Origin of the sequence: Robertmurraya sp. DFI.2.37 (assembly GCF_029211245.1) — a bacterium.
GTDB lineage: Bacteria > Bacillota > Bacilli > Bacillales > Cytobacillaceae > Robertmurraya > Robertmurraya methanolica_A.
The window spans coordinates 33,178-52,524 of the sequence record NZ_JARGEJ010000031.1; the positions used below are offsets into that span (position 1 = coordinate 33,178).

The following is a 19,347-nucleotide window of genomic DNA, read 5'->3' on the forward strand; positions in this document are numbered from 1 at the left end:
TTGAAAATTTGATTTCATGCGTTATTTTAATTTCCACTGGATCTTTTCCCTGTCATCAGCATTTTTCACAAGGTGCCTGAGCAAAGTTACGACTTTAATAGGCGCAAACCGTTTAAAATGACCAAAATGGTGCTGCCTTCATGACCAATTACACCAAATGGAAGGTCGATAAATTGCAGGAAGTTAGAGACGATTAGCACCATAATAACAGAAATGGAGAAAATAATGTTTTGCTTAATGATACGATTCATCTTTTCAGACAATTGAATGGCTTCGGCGATACGTGGCAGGTCATTTTTCATTAGAACAACATCAGCAGTTTCTAGAGCGACTCCAGAACCGTCGCCCATCGCAATTCCAACATTGGCAGTTGCGAGAGCAGGTGCGTCGTTTATACCATCACCAACCATGGCGACATGACCATACTCTTCTTTAATTCTTTTTAAATTTTCTACTTTATCTTCCGGTAAACATTCTGCGAAATAATCATTGACGTGGCTTTCTGAGGCAATCGCATGAGCTGTATTTTTACTATCACCTGTCAACATTACGGTGTAAATTCCTTTTTGTTTTAATTGATCAATCGCTTTTTTGGTTTCATCGCGAACGACGTCCTTCAAAGCGATTAAGCCAACGATCTCCCCATCTTTTTGTGCAAAAACGATCGTTTTTCCTTCCTGAGCTAAACGCAATGCTGCTCCATCTAAAAATGATTCTGCTGCTTCTCTTCCGACGAAATCTGCTTTTCCTATTTTCCACAATTCATGCTCGTAAGAGGCTTTCACGCCGTAGCCTGAAATATCTTCAATACTTTCAGGTTGGATAAGTCCTTCCTGCATATGTTCTTTAGCATAATTGACGATGGCGTTTGCCAACGGATGATTGGAGTGACTTTCAATCGCTGCTATTTTTAATAGAAATTCAGTATTGGAAATTTTTTTACTTGCTAAAATGTCCGTGACCTCAGGTTTTCCTTTCGTTAACGTCCCCGTTTTATCGAACGCAATGGCGCGCAAATGACTTAAATTTTCTAAATGGACTCCACCTTTAAAGAGAATTCCACGCCGTGCACCGGTTGAAATGGCCGATAAGGTTGCAGGCATAATTGAAGCGACAAGGGCACATGGAGAAGCGACAACTAATAAAATCATGGCACGGTAAAAAGTCTCAGTCCAACTCCATCCTAGCAAGAAATGTGGCAGGAACATCATGATCGCAACAACAGTAAGAACAACTTTTACATACGTCCCTTCAAACTTCTCAATGAATAGCTGTGAAGGCGATTTTTCACTTTGAGCAGATTGAACAAGTTGGATAATTTTCTGGAAAAGAGTATCGCTACTTTCTTTCGTGATTTCAACTGTGAGTGAGCCGTTCAAGTTGACTGTCCCAGCATAGACATCTTCGTGAATACCTTTTGATACTGGAATAGATTCTCCAGTAATGGCAGCTTCGTCAAGGTGACTCTGTCCCTTGACAATTCTTCCGTCGGAGGGAATTCTTTCCCCTGGCTTAATAAGAATGAGATCACCAATCTTTAATTCAGCAACAGGGGTGATCTTCTCCATCCCATTTGAAACGACTAGTGCTTCTTGCGGCTGCAACTCCATTAGTGCTGAAATTTCCTTATGGCTTTTATTCATCGTATAAGTTTCCAAAGCGCCGCTTAAGGAGAAAATAAAGATGAGAATGGCTCCTTCAGTCCAGTAACCAATAACAGCAGACCCAATTGCTGCAAAGATCATCAGCATTTCAACGTTTAATTCCTTCTCTGCAATGGTACTTTCAATGCCTTCTTTTGCTTTTGCATAGCCTCCAATCAGAAAAGCTAGCACGAAGGAAACAACTGAAGCGGTTGATAAGTCATTTTTTTCAAGTAGCCAACCGATAGCAATCAAGAGACCGCTTGTAATCGCGGCGATTAGTTCAGCATGGGGCCAAATCTTATCCAAGAGCCCTTCTTGTTGGCTGGCTTCTGTATTCGTTAATCTTTTTACTTCTGTGTTCATCTTCACATCCCCCAATGATAACTGATTTCAATTAGTTTTTTCTAATTGAGAAAAATAATCAACATCAATACCCTAATAAAACACGAAAGCTGTCACCCAATAGGCAACAGCGGAAAATCATAATAATTACTTATTTATATTTATTATAATTATAACATTCGTTTTCAAGATGTAAAGCCTTATTTATAGATTTTATTAACCAATTGTATTGAAAATTTTTTCGCTCATTTCGTGTAATGATTGATTTCTCAAAAAATGAGCGAAGAGCTTATTTATAAGCTGCAGAGTGTCGACAAAAGCCATCGAGAGGCAACCTCTCGATGGCTTTTGTCATTTTTGGATAGTTGGCAGTAAAAATCCGTTGATTTCCGCTCCGGGCACTTGCTTTCCGGGGGGCAGGCGGTGAGCTTCCTCAGAGCTGTCGCTCCTGCGGGATCTCACCTGTCCTGCAAATCCCCCAGGAGTCAAGCACCCTCCACTCCAATCAACTAGTTTCGCTCCACTCAAGCAGTTTGCCAAGTCCAAGTCGCCATCTTTTTTAAGTTCGCAGCAAAAGTAAGCATCGCCTACATAGACCTTGTTTTTAAGACCTCGTAAGGTTGTCCATCGCATTCCATGCTTTTCTTTTGCATCCGCCAAAACACGTTCAATCATCTCTTTGCGTTTCGCGTATATCTGTTTGATTTCTCCATGGTGACGTAAATGTTCTGCCTCTTCTATGTAAGCTTCCCAAATATGACGTTGTATAAGCTTTTGATGGTTGTTACTTTCAGTGCTTCTGCACAAATCGATGGAATGGATTTATATTGCTTATATCCTTCCTTCGTTGTCGTCGTGTATTTCAAAACCTGCCCTTGTGGGCAGAGGTAACAATCATAATACTTATCATAGACATAATCATGTTTTCGGAAGAAACCATCTTTCGTTTTTGGACGCGTGTAAGGGAGGATAGGTAACATCTGGTTCTCTAATAGAAAGAAAGTTCGTGATTGCGGGAGTTTTATAAGCTGCGTCAGTAGCTACTGCGAGTGGATTCTTTACCCTTTCTAAAACCTTCTCGACAAGCGGTTGTAACCTATGACTATCATGTACATTCCCCGGAGTCACTATCGTGCCTAACACAAATTCTTTTTCATCCGTGGTTGTATGGAACGAATCCCAAATATGTATGGGATGAAAATCATCTTAAAAAGAACTACTGGATCGATACTGGACGACCAACCCTTGAATATCAGTTTTCAACTAAGGGATAGATGAACGAAAAATCAATAGCTGCCTCTAGCTTGCGCACTAGATGATCGTCAGGAACTAATTGATCTATGGTCAGTTTTTCTAATTGCGCACGGTCATTAGACTGGTTTCTCGTCATCATGGTACGTCACCTCGAAAATGATTTATCCTATTTGAAGTTGATTGGAACGGAGGATGGCGACTCCTGCGGGAAAAGCGGGAAAGTCGAGACCCTGGACTAAGCGCAGCGAGGGAAGCGGCTCGGCCCCGCCCGCGGAAAGCGCCACCCTTCGTTATAATGAACCTATACTATCTATCATAATTCTATTTTAAAGAAAAAAGACTGTAGACAAACTCGAAGGATTTCAGTTTGTCTACAGTCTGAAGCTTATTTATAAGCTGATTGTTGCTGCTGTGGCTGAAAGAAAAATAAAGCAACAAAAATGGTTAGTAACATAAAAGCAATTAAATAAAAGAAACTTATCCCTTCAACGTATTCAATCATCAATCCGCCTATGAATGGACCAGTAATGCTTCCAAAACTAAAAAATATGCTGCACATTATATTTCCTGCAGGTAGGAGATGTTTTGGCAGGAGATCTGCCATATAGGATATCCCAAGCGAAAAGGTGGAACCGACAAGCATTCCTGCGATAAAAAAGCAGGAAAATAAAGCAGCTTCTGAGCCTTCAAGAATAGCGGCAGCAACAAAGGTGAGAAATCCTGAAATCATGACAAATCGTAAAATTTTCTTGCGTCCATAGTGATCGCTCATAAGTCCAAGCGGCATTTGAAATACAATGGTTCCAATTGCAAATGCTGGTAAAATAATCGACACAGCATTTATATCAACACCGATTCGTAACGCATAAACAGGAAAATTCCCGTTTAAGGTTGCTTCAAGAAAACCATAGCCAAACGGGGGAAGAAAAGCTATCCATGCATACTTCCAAACTTGACTAAAACGTTGAAACGTGCTGAAAAAAGAAGTTGCTTCCGTTGAATCATGGTCAGGGATTTCATTTTTAAGGAGAAAGATGGTCACCCAAGCAGTGAAACTTAGCCCAGCTGAAATAATAAAAGGAAGAGATTCACTTATCGATAACAGGCGGGTCATCATTGGCCCGATTGCAAAACCTAAGCTGAAAAAGAGGCCGTATAAGGCAATGTTCCTGCCGCGATTTTTCACAGTAGAAAAAGAAGTGATCCATGTTTGAGTCCCGAAATGGAGCATATTGTCACCGATTCCGATCAATAGTCGCAAAATAAACCAAAACCAAAGTGATTTCCAAAATGGAAAAAGAAAAAGTGATAGGAGAACGATCAAACCTCCGAGAACGATGATCGGTTTGTAGCCAAATCTTTTTAACGGTTTTTCCAAAAAAGGTGAAATTAATAAAATTCCGATGTATATACTCGTCGCATGCAACCCATTAATGCTTGATGAAATTCCATCTTGCTCGAAAATAATGGCGATTAGCGGGAGGATCATCCCTTGTGAAAAACCAGAAATGGCAACAATTCCTACGAGGATCCAGAGCCGTAGATTCATGTTTCATACCTCATTATTTATGTATTTTACCTGATGGTACATGAGAAAAACGATTGTTGGCAAGTAGATTTTTTGTCAAGAAGCTCTGCAATTTGTATGATAGGAGTAGAGCTTAGGAGGATGATGGTAATGGAATTTCATATGAAAGAAATAGGTTTTTATACAGAAACGGCAAATGGGCGCTTAAATATTGCTGGAGATGAAGAGCACGGGTTCCGACCTTTTCAATTATTGGTCTCCTCGGTTGCGGTTTGCAGCGGCGGGATAATGAGAAAAATTTTAGAGAAAAAACGGATTCCGTATGAGGATATCCATATTAAAGCCGATGTTGTTCGCAATCCAGAAAAGGCGGATAAAATAGAAAAGATTCATCTTCATTTTACGCTTACAGGCATTGAGATTTCGCAAGCTCAAATGGAAAAGGTCATGGCTCTTACTGCGAAAAACTGTTCATTGGTTCAATCTGTAATGGAAAGTATTGAAATCGAAGAAACCTTCGAAATCAAATAATGCGAACAAAATTTTGGATAAGATGTAAGAACTCTGAAAAAACTAGGGATATGAGTTAATTTCAATTTGTGTTGGGGTTGACATTGACTCATCGACATAGTGAAAGGAGTTCGACTCATCATGAAAAAATTGGTTTCTAGTATCTTTATTGGGTTACTATTGATCCAAATGACTGTTATATCTGTCTCTGCTGCAAAGAAAGAAGAGATAAAGATCCCAAGTTCGGTATTAAATATTACAAAGGAAAACACTTATCCGAATCCGACACAGGATTTGCCAACGCTGCAGCCGAGTGAGCTAACAGAAGAACTCATATCTAGTTCAAAAGTAAAAATTGAAAATCCAGATTTAATTCGAATGCTCAATGAAACCAATGTAAACAGCACACCTTTTGCCTTTGGCTATCGAGCTGTTATTTATTTAGGACAATGGCCGCTTAGCTATGAATCGACAGAGACTTCAGCAAATTGGGAATACCAAAAGATTAATACAAATTACTATGATAATCGCGGTGGAAAAGCAAATTATCAAATCCATTACGTTCAAGAAGCACAAAAAGTCGTAAAAGGTGGATTAACGGCTAAGGTACCACAAGCTGAGGATGTAAAAAAAATGATGCTCCTTGAAGCTGCAAAGAAAACAAATCTCCCCCTTGCGTTTGAAACAGTGGTCGGGGCAGGAACGAAAAAAGATCAATATTATAATATCCCTCCAAAAAGATTGGGGTATTTATATGGATTTGTTCCAGCAGTTAGTGAAAAGGGGAAAGTGACGTATGGAGAAGTTTATTTAATGTTAAAAGGGAATAAAAAGATGATTATCGTCAAAAATGTAACTTCTCAAGGAATTGGTGCATGGATTCCTGTTCAGGATTATGTTTCGTTTGGATTTGTCGCAACCGAGCGACCAAGGTAAATAAAAAAACGTCGAATCCCGTGGTTCGACGTTTTCGTATTTTTCCAAGAAGCTACTGTACTTTATATTGTGATATTTGCTGTTCTTTGTTGAAAGTCGGTGCCATTGTAATAGCTATTTTTCACCAATACATTGGGACCTAAGCAACGAACGGCTGGACAATGACAATTCAAGCTTTTAGCTAAATCGGACTCCATCCATCTCTCATAAGCTACAGAAAGTGAATCTGTTTGAATATTGCCGAGGGGAGGAGTATCCCCAAAATCGGTAACAATAACATCACCTGAAAAAATATTTACGTTTAGTCGTGAGCGACCATCAGGATCGTTGCGAACGGTCACATTTTTACTTTTATACAATCTTTGTAAAAGTGCTAGATCTTTTTCATCCTGATTACATGGATAAAATGGCAACGTTCCAAAAAGCATCCACGTTTTTTCATCACGGATATCCAAGAGATGATGGATGGCATCACGAATTTGTTCAAGGGTTAGAACTTCTAAGTTTGAGGCCCAGTCTGATGGGTACATCGGGTGGATCTCATGCCTTCCACATTTCATTTCTGTCACTACTTGACGATGGATATCCTCTAAATAAGGCAAAGTTCTTTTGCTCAGCATCGTTTCGGCCGAGACCATGACACCTGATTCAGATAGAGCACGGCTATTTTCAATCATTCGTTGAAAAAGAATTGCTCGCTGTGCGGGTGTGGGCTTGCGCTCCATCATCGCAAATCCACCTTCAACGAAATCTTCTAAAGTTCCCCAGTTGTGAGAAATATGCAACACATCTAAATAAGGAGCTATTTTTTCATAGCGTTCAAGGTCAAGGGTTAAATTCGAGTTAATTTGTGTACGAATTCCCCGTGCGTGGGCATACTGAAGTAATGGAAGTACATAGTTCTCAACTGATTTTTTTGAGAGCATCGGTTCTCCGCCGGTAATGCTCAAAGACCGGAGAGTTGGGATTTCGTCGAGCCGTTTAACTAATAGATCAATTGGAAGGCCTTCAGGGTCTTTCGGTTGCAATGTGTAGCCAACTGCACAGTGCTCACAGCGCATATTGCAAAGAGTGGTTGTCGTAAATTCAATGTTGGTTAAAGTTAATTTTTGATATTGCTCTATGTCCATGTAAGCTTCCCATGGATCGAAGCTTGGGGTAATGGCCTTTGTACTTGCGTTCATTGTAAAAACTCCTTTTTCTAAACAAAAATGGTCAAAAGGACCATGTATAAATGCACTTCGTTATTATCAGTTTTCATGATTACTTCTGTCAATGGTTTTACGGAAAATGTTTCAGATCAAATATATGCACAGAAATATAACGATAGAAATAAACAAAAATCGTTATTGCATCATTACCATGTTTATGTGTACGATTGGAGACGAGCAATGGCTGAAAGGAGCGAATTATGTTGGGAAGTCCGATAAAAGAAAAAGGCGATCAAGTCGTTTTCTTAAAGCAGAGATTGACGATGAACTTTAAGAGGAGGCGTTTGAAAAGCCAAGCTTTTTGACAGCCTCTTTTCTTAATGTTTTTTTTTAATGAAATATATGTTGAAGTCACTATTTTAGGGGCTCATGTAATTTAAAGAAATCTCACGTTTTTTAAGTTGGGTGTTCCTTCAAATTTTTCTAAGTCGATTTTTCCTCTTGGCGCAAATGTCGTCGTTCGCGGTAATTCAGGAAGAATGTTTCAACGAATAGGAGCTTAATCTGTGCTTCTTTCGCTTCGGTACTTAAATCAGATTCAACAATTTTTGCAAGAATTTGTTGGGGGCGTCCTTTTAGTCGAATTAAACGAGGAAACGGTTCAGAAATATTCCAACAAACAAGCATAAATTATTCTAAATAAAACGTAAACACTAGATTCTGAAGTTTATCATGATGAGCATTCAAACTTTTATGGTAATATTTATCGAGAAAAGGATAAGACATTCACTGAAAAATTAAAACAAATAGAAGAATCCTTTAAAACATCTCAAGAAGAAATTAATGAACAGTTTAATAATAGGTAAGAAACAAAGGAGAACGTTACTTCTCAATTCCTAAAAGGTGAAGATTATTAGTTTTGCAATAATTAAGAAAAAATGTTCGCTCACAGCATCTAATTTATTCTATATTTAAGTGGGTAAACTTAGAATCGCTTGTCTTTCATTCGAATGCTGTTCGGAGTATAATAAAAACGGGGAATTATTGTAATATTCAAATGATATTACTAAAACGTTTACTTAAATTAAGGGGTTAAAGTAAGCGTTACGTTTCATCGAACAAAGAGGTTTTCAAAAGGGAAAGAGGGGGATCACGGATGAATATTGAAAAGTTTCAAGCAAGTATGTATGAGCTAATTGTTGAAACTTCAACGAATTTACCTAAGGATGTTCGTCGAGCAGTTAAAGCTGCGAAGGAAATGGAGAGTGCAGGAACTCGAGCGGCAATGAGTTTAGCCACGATTACAAATAATATTAAGATGGCTGATGATAATGTATCACCGATTTGCCAAGATACAGGCCTGCCAACTTTCAAAATTAAAACACCTGTTGGGGTCAATCAAATTGAGTTGAAAAAAGCTATTTATAATGCAATTGCAGAAGCGACCAAAGATGGGAAGCTTCGCCCAAACTCTGTAGACTCTTTAACGGGGGAAAATAGCGGCGATAATCTCGGAATTGGGCTTCCAGTTGTGAAATTCGAGCAATGGGAAAAAGATTATATTGATGCCCGCCTTATTTTAAAAGGAGGAGGCTGTGAAAATAAAAATATTCAATATAGCTTGCCATGTGAGCTTGAAGGGCTAGGTCGGGCTGGCCGCGATCTAGACGGAATTCGAAAATGTATTTTGCATTCAGTCTATCAAGCACAAGGTCAGGGCTGCAGCGCTGGTTTTATTGGCGTTGGAATTGGTGGAGATCGCTCTTCAGGCTATGACCTTGCAAAGGAACAGTTATTCCGCTCCAATGATGATGTAAATCCACATGAGGATTTACGGAAATTGGAAGAGTATATTATGGAAAATGCGAACGAATTAGGGATTGGAACGATGGGCTTCGGTGGTGAAACGACGTTGCTTGGATGTAAAATCGGCGTAATGAACCGAATTCCTGCTAGCTTTTTCGTTTCTGTCGCTTATAACTGTTGGGCATTTCGTCGCCTAGGAGTAACCGTGAATGCGGAGACTGGTGAAATCAACGAGTGGCTCTACCAAGAAGGGGACAAGATTGACTTTGCACAAGAAGCAGAAAAAGAAGCTGCTACCACAACTGAAACTGATACAAAAGTCGTTACTTTACAGGCACCGATTACGGAAGAACAAATTCGTGAATTAAAAGTCGGTGATGTTGTTCGCATTGACGGCAGGATGTTCACGGGACGTGATGCTATCCATAAGTACTTATCCGAAAATGATGCACCTGTTGATTTAAATGGGCAAATTATTTATCACTGCGGTCCAGTAATGCTTAAGGATAAAGATGGGAAATGGAATGTAAAAGCGGCCGGTCCGACGACAAGTATTCGTGAAGAGCCTTATCAGGGAGATATTATGAAGAAATTTGGTATCCGTGCTGTTATTGGTAAAGGTGGAATGGGACCAAAAACATTGGCAGCGCTTCAAGAACATGGTGGGGTTTACTTGAATGCGATTGGTGGAGCTGCACAGTACTATGCAGATTGTATTAAGTCTGTTGACGGTGTTGATTTAATGCAGTTTGGGATTCCAGAAGCAATGTGGCATTTAACTGTTGAAGGCTTTACAGCAGTTGTTACAATGGATGCTCACGGGAATAGTCTCCACCAGGATGTTGATAAATCTTCCTTGGAAAAACTCGCACAATTTAAAGATAGAGTATTTTAATATGAGAGAAAATGAAGACCTAACAGAAATCAAGGGTCTTCATTTTTTTGCCTTATTTTTGTTGAAGATATTGTGTCAAGTCTGGGAAAACAATATTCAAACGATGGAGAAATAGTATAATACGATAATAAGGGAATTTGAAATGAGAGGTGACAGCAGTATGAAATTAAAAGTTCTATCTCTTATTTTGTTTACCGGAATGTTACTAGTAGCTTGCAGTTCTGAAGATAATGGAAATAATGCAGCACCTTCTAGCAATAACGATTCGGTAGACATTAAAAAATTGGTGAATGAGTACAGTACTGGAAGTGTTGAAGGTGAAACGGCCTCTATTACTGCTACACAATTAATTGTCACGAATGAAGAAACTGATGAAGAGACAGTGTATGAGCTACCGGAAGAGGAGTTTTTTGTATCGATCGCTCCATATATTCATGAGACCCATCCTTGAACAAATCATAGCTTGACAGGTTGTCAAGGAGAACTGGTCGAAAAAGAATTTGATGTCTATATTGAAGACGAAGATGGAAAAGTGATGATAGATGAAAAAATAACGTCCCTTCCAAATGGATTTTTTGATTTATGGCTTCCACGGGAAAAAACGTACACTGTTACGATTTCTTACGATGGCAAGACAGTCGAATCCGAGCTATCCACTTTTGAGAATGATGGGACTTGTATAACTACCATGCAATTAAATTAAAAAGATAAGCGGGTGTCCAATATTTTTTGGATACCCGCTTATCTTTTTTTTGCAGGAAGTATTTCAATCTACACACTCATATAGAGTGTGACGATGTTGTAAATCCTGCTCTCGTCATAAATCCGATTTCAATCCACACACCCATATAGAGTGTGACATTTTTCGTCATCCTCTATCCAATCGTTCTAAAAGTCTCATTTCAATCCACACACTCATATAGAGTGTGACATCATAAGGAACAGACGCCAATCCAGTAGCATGGATTTCAATCCACACACTCATATAGAGTGTGACAGCAGACCCTTTTTACGCAATTAATCTCGGAAAAATTTCAATCCACACACTCATATAGAGTGTGACATATTTACTTGGGTGAGCCTGTAGGACTTGGTACATTTCAATCCACACACTCATATAGAGTGTGACTTGTACAGCACTTGCATGAGCAACGCGTCATGATATTTCAATCCACACACTCATATAGAGTGTGACAGGTATAGCGACTTAATTCGCTCCGGATCTTCCGAATTTCAATCCACACACTCATATAGAGTGTGACATGAATTAGATTATCAAGTAAATCTTCGCCTAGAGATTTCAATCCACACACTCATATAGAGTGTGACCTTGACCCTCGGTAAATTAGCGTGTTTTCTTCTATTTCAATCCACACACTCATATAGAGTGTGACAAAGTAAGTGAGAGCAGCTAAATCATGATCGGTATTTCAATCCACACACTCATATAGAGTGTGACAGCGATTTTTAAACAAAAAAAGTAAAATTACACTTATTGTCGTGTGATAAAAGCCATTTTGTGGCCTTATGGGCAAAAAATGGAATAGGATAATGCCGGTAAGAGGAATAGTTGCTATTTTCAAGGTGCGAATCCCCTAGGAAAATCATGTGCGCTTCACATTCGCACTGAATTATTACAGTTTATTCTAAGTGTTTTAATATAAAAACTCTTTATGTAAAAAGTTTAGCTGTTATTAGGTAAAGAAGTGAGGATTGAGAAAACAAATCCTTTTTTAACATTATATCAGATAATAATAAGGGTTTCAGGTAGCAGTTATATTATAAGTAAATCGAATTTACACCAGAATATGCTGAGTTTTTCTGTTTAGGCTACCTTGGAATAGCGAATAGCAGAGGGATTCTCTGTTCCACTTTCGTTTGTTATAATTGCAATCTTGACTTTGCTTGCTCGCATTTAGAAATCATGAAGATTGCAACTGTCTTATTTGCTAATATCTGTATATCATTTTTCGTACCTTTCTAACAAAAAATAAAGAAAAAGTGTTAGGAGGCAGAACGAAAAAATGATGTTAAAAAGAGGTCGTTATATAGGATTACTTACACTGTTATTTTTTATTGCCACATCTGCTTATGCTAGTACTAGCAATACACCTATCCATTGGGGCTTTAAAAAAGGGAAAAATGAGCAGCCTGCGGAAGCTGGGCAAGAATTGGATGCGCTATTAGAAAAGTATGATGCTTTTTATAAAGGGGACTCAGCGACGAAAGATATATATTTAACTTTTGATAACGGCTATGAAAATGGCTATACAGCGAAATTTTTGGATGTCCTGAAAAGTGAAGGGGTACCAGGAGCCTTTTTTGTTACCGGGCATTATTTGGAAAGCCAGCCTGAATTAGTAAAAAGGATGGCGAAAGAAGGACATATTATCGGCAACCACTCCTATTACCATCCAGATTTAACAAAGGTGGATAACGAGCGTTTAAAGAGAGAACTCGAAATGGTTCGTGCTAAAACGGAAGAGCTTACTGGGGTGAAAAATATGGTCTATCTTCGTCCGCCCCGAGGAATTTTGAGTGAAAGAACATTAAAATTAGCGAAGGAACAAGGCTATACCCATGTGATGTGGTCCCTTGCTTTTGTCGATTGGAAGGTTGACCAGCAAAAAGGGGCCAAATATGCTTATGACAATATTATGAGACAAATTCATCCAGGGGCCATTATCCTTCTCCATACAGTGTCAAAGGATAATGCAGATGCTTTGGAACAGGCTATTCAAGATTTAAAAAAGAAGGGCTACACATTTAAAAGCTTAGATGATCTCAGAAAAAGAAAATTGATTAAAGAGCCGATGCTGTTTTAAAACATGTCAAAGCTCCTTTTGCGAGGGAGCTTTTTCGTATTTACCTGCAAAAAATGCTATAATACGAGCAAATTATGTAGGTGGGATAACAATGCGAATTTTAGGGCCGTATAATTTTGATTCAGTATTAGACAGACTTTCCCTTGATCCTCTTCATGTGATAAATAAGGTTAAGAGGAGTGTTAAGGTACCGCTCATCATAAAAGACCAGCCACTAGTGGCGGAAGTGACAGCAATAGGTACAACAGATGAGCCTGAGTTTAGGATCGATGAGGAAAATAACGAGATAATCGAGAGGTTGACTCATATTTTCCAATGGAAGCAGTCACTTACGGAAGTTGATGACCACTTTCAAACGACTGATCTTCAACAGCTTTTTAAAGATCACCGAGGAACGCCGCTTGTATTAGATTTTGATCCGTACAATTGTCTTCTGAAGTCTATCATCCATCAGCAATTGAATTTATCTTTCGCCCATACGCTTACGGAACGATTTGTGAAAACCTTTGGCTTTGAAGTAGACGGAGTCTATTTTTATCCACAGCCAGAAACGGTAGCGCATTTAAACATCGCAGATTTAAGAGAACTTCAATTTAGTGGGCGTAAAGCTGAGTATGTGATTGGTATAGCTCAAGCGATTGTGGACGGAAAGTTAGATTTGCAAAGTCTTTATGATAAATCAGATGAGGAAATTATGAACGAGCTAATTAAGCTCCGTGGAGTTGGACCGTGGACTGTGCAAAACCTCTTGATTTTTGGATTAGGAAGGCCGAATCTTTTTCCTGCCGCTGATATTGGGCTGCAAAATGCGTTGAAGAAGCTGTATGAGCTTGATAGAAAACCGACGCTAGAGGAGATTGACTTATACAAAAAGGGTTGGGAGCCATATTTAAGCTTCGCTTCTTTGTACTTATGGAGAAGCATTGAAGAAGTGGGGTAATTTTGTAGAACGAATAAATGGAGATGAACAACAATGAAAAAAGAACAAACTGTGAAAATCGAGCCTAAGCAAACCTTTCCCTTAACGATTAAGCGCCTTGGCATTAATGGAGAAGGGGTCGGCTATTTCAAGCGGCAAGTCGTTTTTGTTCCAGGTGCGTTACCAGGTGAAGAGGTCGTCGTCGAGGCAACAAAGGTGCAGCCCAAGTTTGCCGAAGGTCGGATCAAAAAAATCCGAAAGAAATCTCCTTATCGCGTGCAGCCCCCATGTCCTGTTTACGAAGAATGCGGTGGCTGTCAGCTTCAGCACTTACGCTATGATCAACAGCTGAAAGAGAAACGTGATATTGTCATTCAAGCACTTGAGCGGCATACAAAGCTACCGGTAGCACAAATGGACATCCGAGAAACGATTGGCATGGACGATCCATGGAATTATCGTAATAAAAGCCAATTCCAAGTGGGAAACCGCGATGGGCAAATATTAGCGGGACTATATGGAATCAATTCCCATAAACTTGTGAATATCCAGCAATGTGTCGTTCAGCATCCCTTGACAAATAAGGCGACTGAAGCGGTGAAACAAGTTTTACAAGACTTGAAAATTCCAATATATAACGAGAGGTCAAGAAAAGGAATTGTCAGAACGATTGTCGCAAGGGTAGGAATTCAGACAGGTGAACTGCAAATTGTCTTAATTACATCACAAAAGAATCTGCCGCAACAAGATTTAATAATCGAGAGAATTAAAAAGGCGGTTCCAGAGGTCAAATCGATCGTTCAAAATGTTAATGGACAAAAAACATCGCTTATTTTTGGTGATCAATCAATCACACTTGAAGGTGCAGACTTTATTCAGGAGACATTAGGGGATCTCCAATTTGAGCTATCAGCAAGAACCTTTTTTCAATTGAATCCTGAACAAACGATTAGACTTTACAATGAAGTAAAAGACGCAGCGGGGCTAACCGGTACGGAAAAAGTAGTAGATGCCTATTGTGGTGTCGGCACAATTGGCTTATGGATGGCAGAGCAGGCGGGAGAAATTCGTGGCATGGACATTATTCGCGAATCAATTGAGGATGCGAAGAAAAATGCAGAACGTCATGGCATTAAGCATGCCAAATATGTAGTTGGAAAAGCAGAAGAGGTTATGCCAAAATGGGTCAAGCAAGGATGGAAGCCAGATGTGGTTATCGTCGACCCGCCAAGAACAGGTCTTGACCAGCAACTTTTAAAAACGATTTTACAAGTCAAACCAAAGAAAGTAGTATACGTCTCCTGCAACCCGTCAACGTTAGCAAAGGATATAGCTGTACTAGCACCGAAGTATAAAGTTAAATATATGCAGCCTGTCGATATGTTCCCGCAGACGGCGCATGTTGAGTGTGTGGCGTGGATGTCTAGGGTGGTGTAGATAAATATTAATCTCTTGGCAACCAAAATAAACTCTTGCTAACTTCACCACCAATACTGTCAAAATAAACATTTGCTTTTTCAATATAAAACTCATTAAAAACTCGGTTTTTCCACATCAGGATCCCGAGTTTTTTATGTCTTTTTCAATATCATTTCAATACATATATGTACCTAAACCGATTGATAATAGTGGGTTTATCCAATATACTAATCAATATAATCTCAATAATTTTTCCACTATTTTTATCTTTTTTCTTTACCTCTTATCTCAACCATTTTCTTCCCTCTATTATGGCAAAACTTTATTCCAACTCCGAAAAAACCGTGAAAAAACAGCCGAAAAAGGCCCGAAAAACGACCGATTTTAATCCAAAATTGGATAAAAATGAGGGGTCTGTAGCAAAACATTATTATGAGTGAAACGGTGGAATGCGGGTTGGAGGGGTGGGGTTTTAGCAAATGATTATTCTTATGGTGGAAAATTGTCTGTTTAAAAAGTAAATCTCTCAATTAAAATAAACATTACCGACTCTGATCCGAATATCGTTAAAATGAACATTTGGAAGTTCTTAAAAGAAAAAAGAGAGAAAATATAGATAAAAAATGAAGGGTTGAATCTAAAACAAGATTCAACTCCTTATTTTGATAAAATATTTCTTTAAGAACATTTACTTGAATTATAGTTTGAAAATTCCCTCAGTAAAGTTTTTTCTCAAATGCTTTTGTTTGGTTTAATCGAGGATAAGCCCAAGGAGTAATTCCGAAAATAAGTCTTCATTTTTATTAAATACTTAATTTAAGAATTCCTACCCAACTTTACTTGGTAAACAAGGTCTTAATCTTCTTTCTTACCTGCTATGCCGTAAAAGAATAACTTGGTAAGATCCTCAGCAATTGGAAGTGTCATTGTGGCAACATCTTCACGCTGCAAATATTCTTGAAACATCTTTAAATAGAATAAAATAGCTTCATCTGATATCTCAGAGTCAATATATCCTTGTTCTCTACCTTCATTAAAAAGTTTAATGAAGAGTGGAAGGGCTTCCTTTTGATATACTTCTTCAACATAACTCTGCCCACTTGCATAATCTTTCATAAAGTCTTGAAAAAATCGTTCGCTTATTTGATTAGCGGCAATACCTTTTTCAAATATAATCTTTTTAATCTTCTCATTAAATGGAAGGTCATTAACTAATAGATGTTTTTGTTCATCCCATATCTGATCAACATAAAACTTAAAAACTAAACGAACTAGATTTTCTTTACTTTCAAAGTAATTATATATGGTGACTTGCGATACATTGGCCTTTTTAGCTATTTCTGTAATAGATACCTTTTGTAATCCATACTCCATGAATAGGGCTAATGCGGCATTTAAAATGTCTCTTTTCTTTTGTTCCCTACGTTTTTCAAACCCATCCATTTTCTTCACCTCAATGTTAGTTTAATAAAAATTATGTAATAAAACAATAAAAATAGTTCATAAGTTGTTGCAGAAAAAATAGTTTTTGTATATTATGAAATAAACGAGTTAAAATAGTTCATAATTTAAAGGCGATGAAACATGAATCTATTAAAATGCTGTGGAGGATTAATATTATGATAGGAAACTTTCCAGAAATTAAAACGATAAAACTAAAATTAAATGATATAAATGTCAATTGCTATACAGCTGGAGAATCTGGTTCTCCTGTGATACTTTTGCATGGTGCAGGAGTTGATTCAGCAAATATATCTTGGAGTGAGGTATTAGGTCCTTTATCAAAAAATCACCGTGTATTTGCTCCTGACCTTCCTGGGTATGGAGAAAGTGATAAACCTAATGTGGAATATTCACTTTCCTTTTACATTGATATATTGAATCAAATAATAGATCGTCTTCACCTTGAGAAGGCTAACTTGGTTGGACTATCTTTAGGTGGAGGAATCTCTCTTGGGTATACGCTCGAATATCCAGCTCGAGTAGAAAAGCTAGTATTAGTAGGTGCGTGGGGGCTATTTAGTAAACTTCCTTATCATCTTCTCACTTATTGGTATACACAATCATTCCTCAATGAACTTTCGTATAAATGGTCAAGTAAAAGCAGAAGATTTGTGAAGTGGACGCTGCTAAATAGTTTATTTGGAAATCCTAATAATGTATCAGAAGAACTTGTAGATGAAATTTATGGATTTTTACAAGCACCACATGCTGGTAAAGCATTTATGTCATTCCAGAGAAGTGAGATTACACGCACAGGACTTAGAACTAAGTTGGCAGAAAATCTATCTGAAATTAAAAAACGGACATTAATCGTTCATGGGTCAAAAGATACCTCAGTTCCTATTAAACATGCGTTTGAAGCACATGAGGCTATGAAGGCTTCCGAGCTGTATGTAATGGAAGGGTGTAAACATTGGCCACAGAAAGAGAGACCGGAAGAGTTTACCCGAGTTATTACAACATTTCTAGGGAAAGAGTAAAGTAAAAATATGTACTTGAACAGGAGCTATAAAGAAATGAACATAGTAATTAAACAAGAACAGGTGAAAGACTATAAAATAACTGAAGAAGTGGTAAAGAATGCATTCGCTAATGCGGAGCACAGTGATAAAAATGAACATCATTTGGTGTCTCGTATTAGAAATTCAAACGTATTTATACCAGAATTATCTTTAGTGGCGATGGATAATGATGATAACAAACAAGTGGGACATATTCTATTATCCAAGATAAAAATTAAAAATGAAGATCAAGTTGTAGAGTCACTCGCTCTTGCACCTGTATCTGTCCTACCAGAATATCAAAATCAAGGCGTAGGTAAATTATTGATTAGTAAAGCATTGCAAAAGGCAAAAGAGCTTAGATTTAATTCGGTTGTTGTTTTAGGGCATCCTGAATATTATATCTTTTTTATTGGTGTTCAATATGGTTTTTTCTGAAGAAGTTCTAGAATTGGAGATGATACAGCTGTTCCGTTTTTAGAGCCCCTCTATTAAAAGTATATCTTTCATGGTAGTTTAATCCATTTCTTAATTGATTCATACTTCGAGTAACATTATTAAGCATTTTTTGACTATAAAAAAATAGACTTTAACCAGTTAGTAGGGGAAATGGAAAAAACGACCGCTGCCTCGGCCTGTGTGAAATAATTCGTTGTGATTAAATTAGCAAGTCATCTTTAAACAATGATATAAAGGAGTGAGTTTATGTCTGCTAATAATTTTCCTGGACCAAATCCACAAACTCCATTTCCATTAGAAGGAAATAAAAATGTTCAATTTATTAAGCCAACTATAACAAGAAAAAATGTTTCTGTTGGGGATTATTCGTACTACGATAGTAAACATGGAGAGTCATTTGAAGAACAAGTTCTATATCACTATGAAGTAATAGGTGATGAACTGATTATAGGAAAGTTTTGTTCGATAGGTCCAGGAACAACCTTTATTATGAATGGAGCGAACCATCAAATGGATGGCTCTACTTATCCATTCCATTTGTTTGGCAGTGGGTGGGATATGTATGTACCTACCTTAGACGACCTGCCGATTAAAGGAGATACTGAAGTCGGAAATGATGTATGGATAGGAAGAGATGTAACAATTATGCCTGGAGTCAAAATTGGAGATGGAGCAATAATTGCTGCACAATCAGTTGTTACAAAAAATGTAGCCCCCTATACAGTTGTTGGAGGAAATCCTGCGATAGTTATAAAAAAACGTTATTCAGATAAAGTAATAGAGGATTGGCTAACAATAAAGTGGTGGGATTGGGATTCTAAGAAAATTAGTGATAATCTCGAGTTCATAATAGGTGGACATATAGATAAATTGAAAAAGAACAATTAAATTAAGATCGGACTGGATGCTTAATAGGTTCTTCTGATCTTTATTCTAAAATACTTCACTCTCGAAAAGTAGTGTGGATGATGACTTACTTGGTGGGTTTTGTACCAAAAGGTTAAGAAAGTAATTTAAGTAGAAAATCGGGAGTGTAATATTAACTGTGTAAGTGAGGAATGCGTACGATTCCTTACTCACACAGTTTTTTATTTGATAGAATCATAAGTATAAAGCTAAAGGAGTGATTTCGGTGGGGAAATTGAAAAGAGAT

At 38.0% G+C, this 19,347-nt stretch carries 14 protein-coding genes, 2 pseudogenes and 1 CRISPR repeat array; of the genes and pseudogenes, 11 read left to right on the forward strand and 5 right to left on the reverse strand.

What is annotated here, in order from left to right; translation table 11 throughout:
• Positions 1-86 precede the first annotated feature (86 nt).
• The 3 genes and pseudogenes from PZE06_RS15975 to PZE06_RS15985 all read right to left on the reverse strand — a co-directional run bounded on the left by PZE06_RS15975 (position 87) and on the right by PZE06_RS15985 (position 4,791).
• On the reverse strand, positions 87-2,009 hold the full coding sequence (locus PZE06_RS15975; RefSeq protein ID WP_095314542.1) for a heavy metal translocating P-type ATPase: 1,923 nt from the start codon (positions 2,007-2,009) through the stop codon (positions 87-89).
• A gap of 503 nt (positions 2,010-2,512) precedes the next feature.
• A pseudogene (locus PZE06_RS15980) lies at positions 2,513-3,381 on the reverse strand (transposase).
• Between the two features lie 246 nt (positions 3,382-3,627).
• The gene (locus PZE06_RS15985; protein WP_095314543.1) at positions 3,628-4,791 is read right to left on the reverse strand and encodes an MFS transporter; all 1,164 of its coding nucleotides are present in this window, start codon (positions 4,789-4,791) and stop codon (positions 3,628-3,630) included.
• A 129-nt stretch (positions 4,792-4,920) separates the two neighbouring features.
• Here PZE06_RS15985 and PZE06_RS15990 point away from each other — a divergent pair, with 129 nt between their 5' ends.
• Together PZE06_RS15990 and PZE06_RS15995 are read left to right on the forward strand one after the other, a co-directional pair.
• A complete protein-coding gene (locus PZE06_RS15990) occupies positions 4,921-5,301 on the forward strand; it encodes an OsmC family protein (protein ID WP_150948494.1) in 381 nt (126 codons plus the stop codon).
• A gap of 168 nt (positions 5,302-5,469) precedes the next feature.
• A complete protein-coding gene (locus PZE06_RS15995) occupies positions 5,470-6,216 on the forward strand; it encodes a YfkD family protein (RefSeq protein ID WP_483314069.1) in 747 nt (248 codons plus the stop codon).
• A 62-nt stretch (positions 6,217-6,278) separates the two neighbouring features.
• On the opposite strand, the gene yfkAB is transcribed toward PZE06_RS15995, so the two are convergent.
• The gene (gene yfkAB / locus PZE06_RS16000) at positions 6,279-7,400 is read right to left on the reverse strand and encodes a radical SAM/CxCxxxxC motif protein YfkAB (RefSeq protein WP_095314546.1); all 1,122 of its coding nucleotides are present in this window, start codon (positions 7,398-7,400) and stop codon (positions 6,279-6,281) included.
• A 533-nt stretch (positions 7,401-7,933) separates the two neighbouring features.
• Here yfkAB and PZE06_RS16005 point away from each other — a divergent pair.
• The 6 genes from PZE06_RS16005 (at position 7,934) to rlmD (ending at position 15,249) form a co-directional block, all read left to right on the forward strand.
• On the forward strand, positions 7,934-8,056 hold the full coding sequence (locus tag PZE06_RS16005; protein WP_263641562.1) for a hypothetical protein: 123 nt from the start codon (positions 7,934-7,936) through the stop codon (positions 8,054-8,056).
• A gap of 467 nt (positions 8,057-8,523) precedes the next feature.
• Positions 8,524-10,068: a fumarate hydratase gene (locus tag PZE06_RS16010; protein ID WP_150948497.1), complete on the forward strand. Its 1,545-nt coding sequence runs from the start codon at positions 8,524-8,526 to the stop codon at positions 10,066-10,068.
• A 160-nt stretch (positions 10,069-10,228) separates the two neighbouring features.
• The gene (locus tag PZE06_RS16015) at positions 10,229-10,771 is read left to right on the forward strand and encodes a CueP family metal-binding protein (protein WP_170943665.1); all 543 of its coding nucleotides are present in this window, start codon (positions 10,229-10,231) and stop codon (positions 10,769-10,771) included.
• Between the two features lie 60 nt (positions 10,772-10,831).
• Positions 10,832-11,527: direct repeats of the CRISPR family, unit length 32 nt; unit sequence ATTTCAATCCACACACTCATATAGAGTGTGAC.
• Between the two features lie 568 nt (positions 11,528-12,095).
• Positions 12,096-12,893 (forward strand): delta-lactam-biosynthetic de-N-acetylase, encoded by a 798-nt coding sequence (pdaA, locus tag PZE06_RS16020; RefSeq protein WP_095314562.1) that lies wholly within the window; start codon positions 12,096-12,098, stop codon positions 12,891-12,893.
• A 91-nt stretch (positions 12,894-12,984) separates the two neighbouring features.
• Positions 12,985-13,833, forward strand: a complete 849-nt coding sequence (locus tag PZE06_RS16025; protein WP_095314550.1) for a DNA-3-methyladenine glycosylase family protein — start codon at positions 12,985-12,987, stop codon at positions 13,831-13,833.
• Between the two features lie 33 nt (positions 13,834-13,866).
• A complete protein-coding gene (gene rlmD / locus PZE06_RS16030) occupies positions 13,867-15,249 on the forward strand; it encodes a 23S rRNA (uracil(1939)-C(5))-methyltransferase RlmD (protein ID WP_150948500.1) in 1,383 nt (460 codons plus the stop codon).
• An 837-nt stretch (positions 15,250-16,086) separates the two neighbouring features.
• Here rlmD and PZE06_RS16035 read toward each other — a convergent pair.
• On the reverse strand, positions 16,087-16,674 hold the full coding sequence (locus PZE06_RS16035; RefSeq protein ID WP_018664382.1) for a TetR/AcrR family transcriptional regulator: 588 nt from the start codon (positions 16,672-16,674) through the stop codon (positions 16,087-16,089).
• 176 nt (positions 16,675-16,850) lie between these two features.
• Between PZE06_RS16035 and PZE06_RS16040 the strand changes: the two genes are divergently transcribed.
• The 3 genes and pseudogenes from PZE06_RS16040 (at position 16,851) to PZE06_RS16050 (ending at position 19,082) form a co-directional block, all read left to right on the forward strand.
• Entirely contained in the window at positions 16,851-17,714 is an 864-nt protein-coding gene (locus PZE06_RS16040; protein ID WP_018664383.1) for an alpha/beta fold hydrolase, read from the forward strand.
• Positions 17,715-17,750: 36 nt separating this feature from the next.
• Positions 17,751-18,137, forward strand: a pseudogene (locus tag PZE06_RS16045) (GNAT family N-acetyltransferase); the annotation flags it as partial.
• 303 nt (positions 18,138-18,440) lie between these two features.
• Complete coding sequence (locus tag PZE06_RS16050; RefSeq protein WP_018664385.1) at positions 18,441-19,082, forward strand: Vat family streptogramin A O-acetyltransferase; 642 nt, start codon at positions 18,441-18,443, stop codon at positions 19,080-19,082.
• Positions 19,083-19,347: the final 265 nt, after the last annotated feature.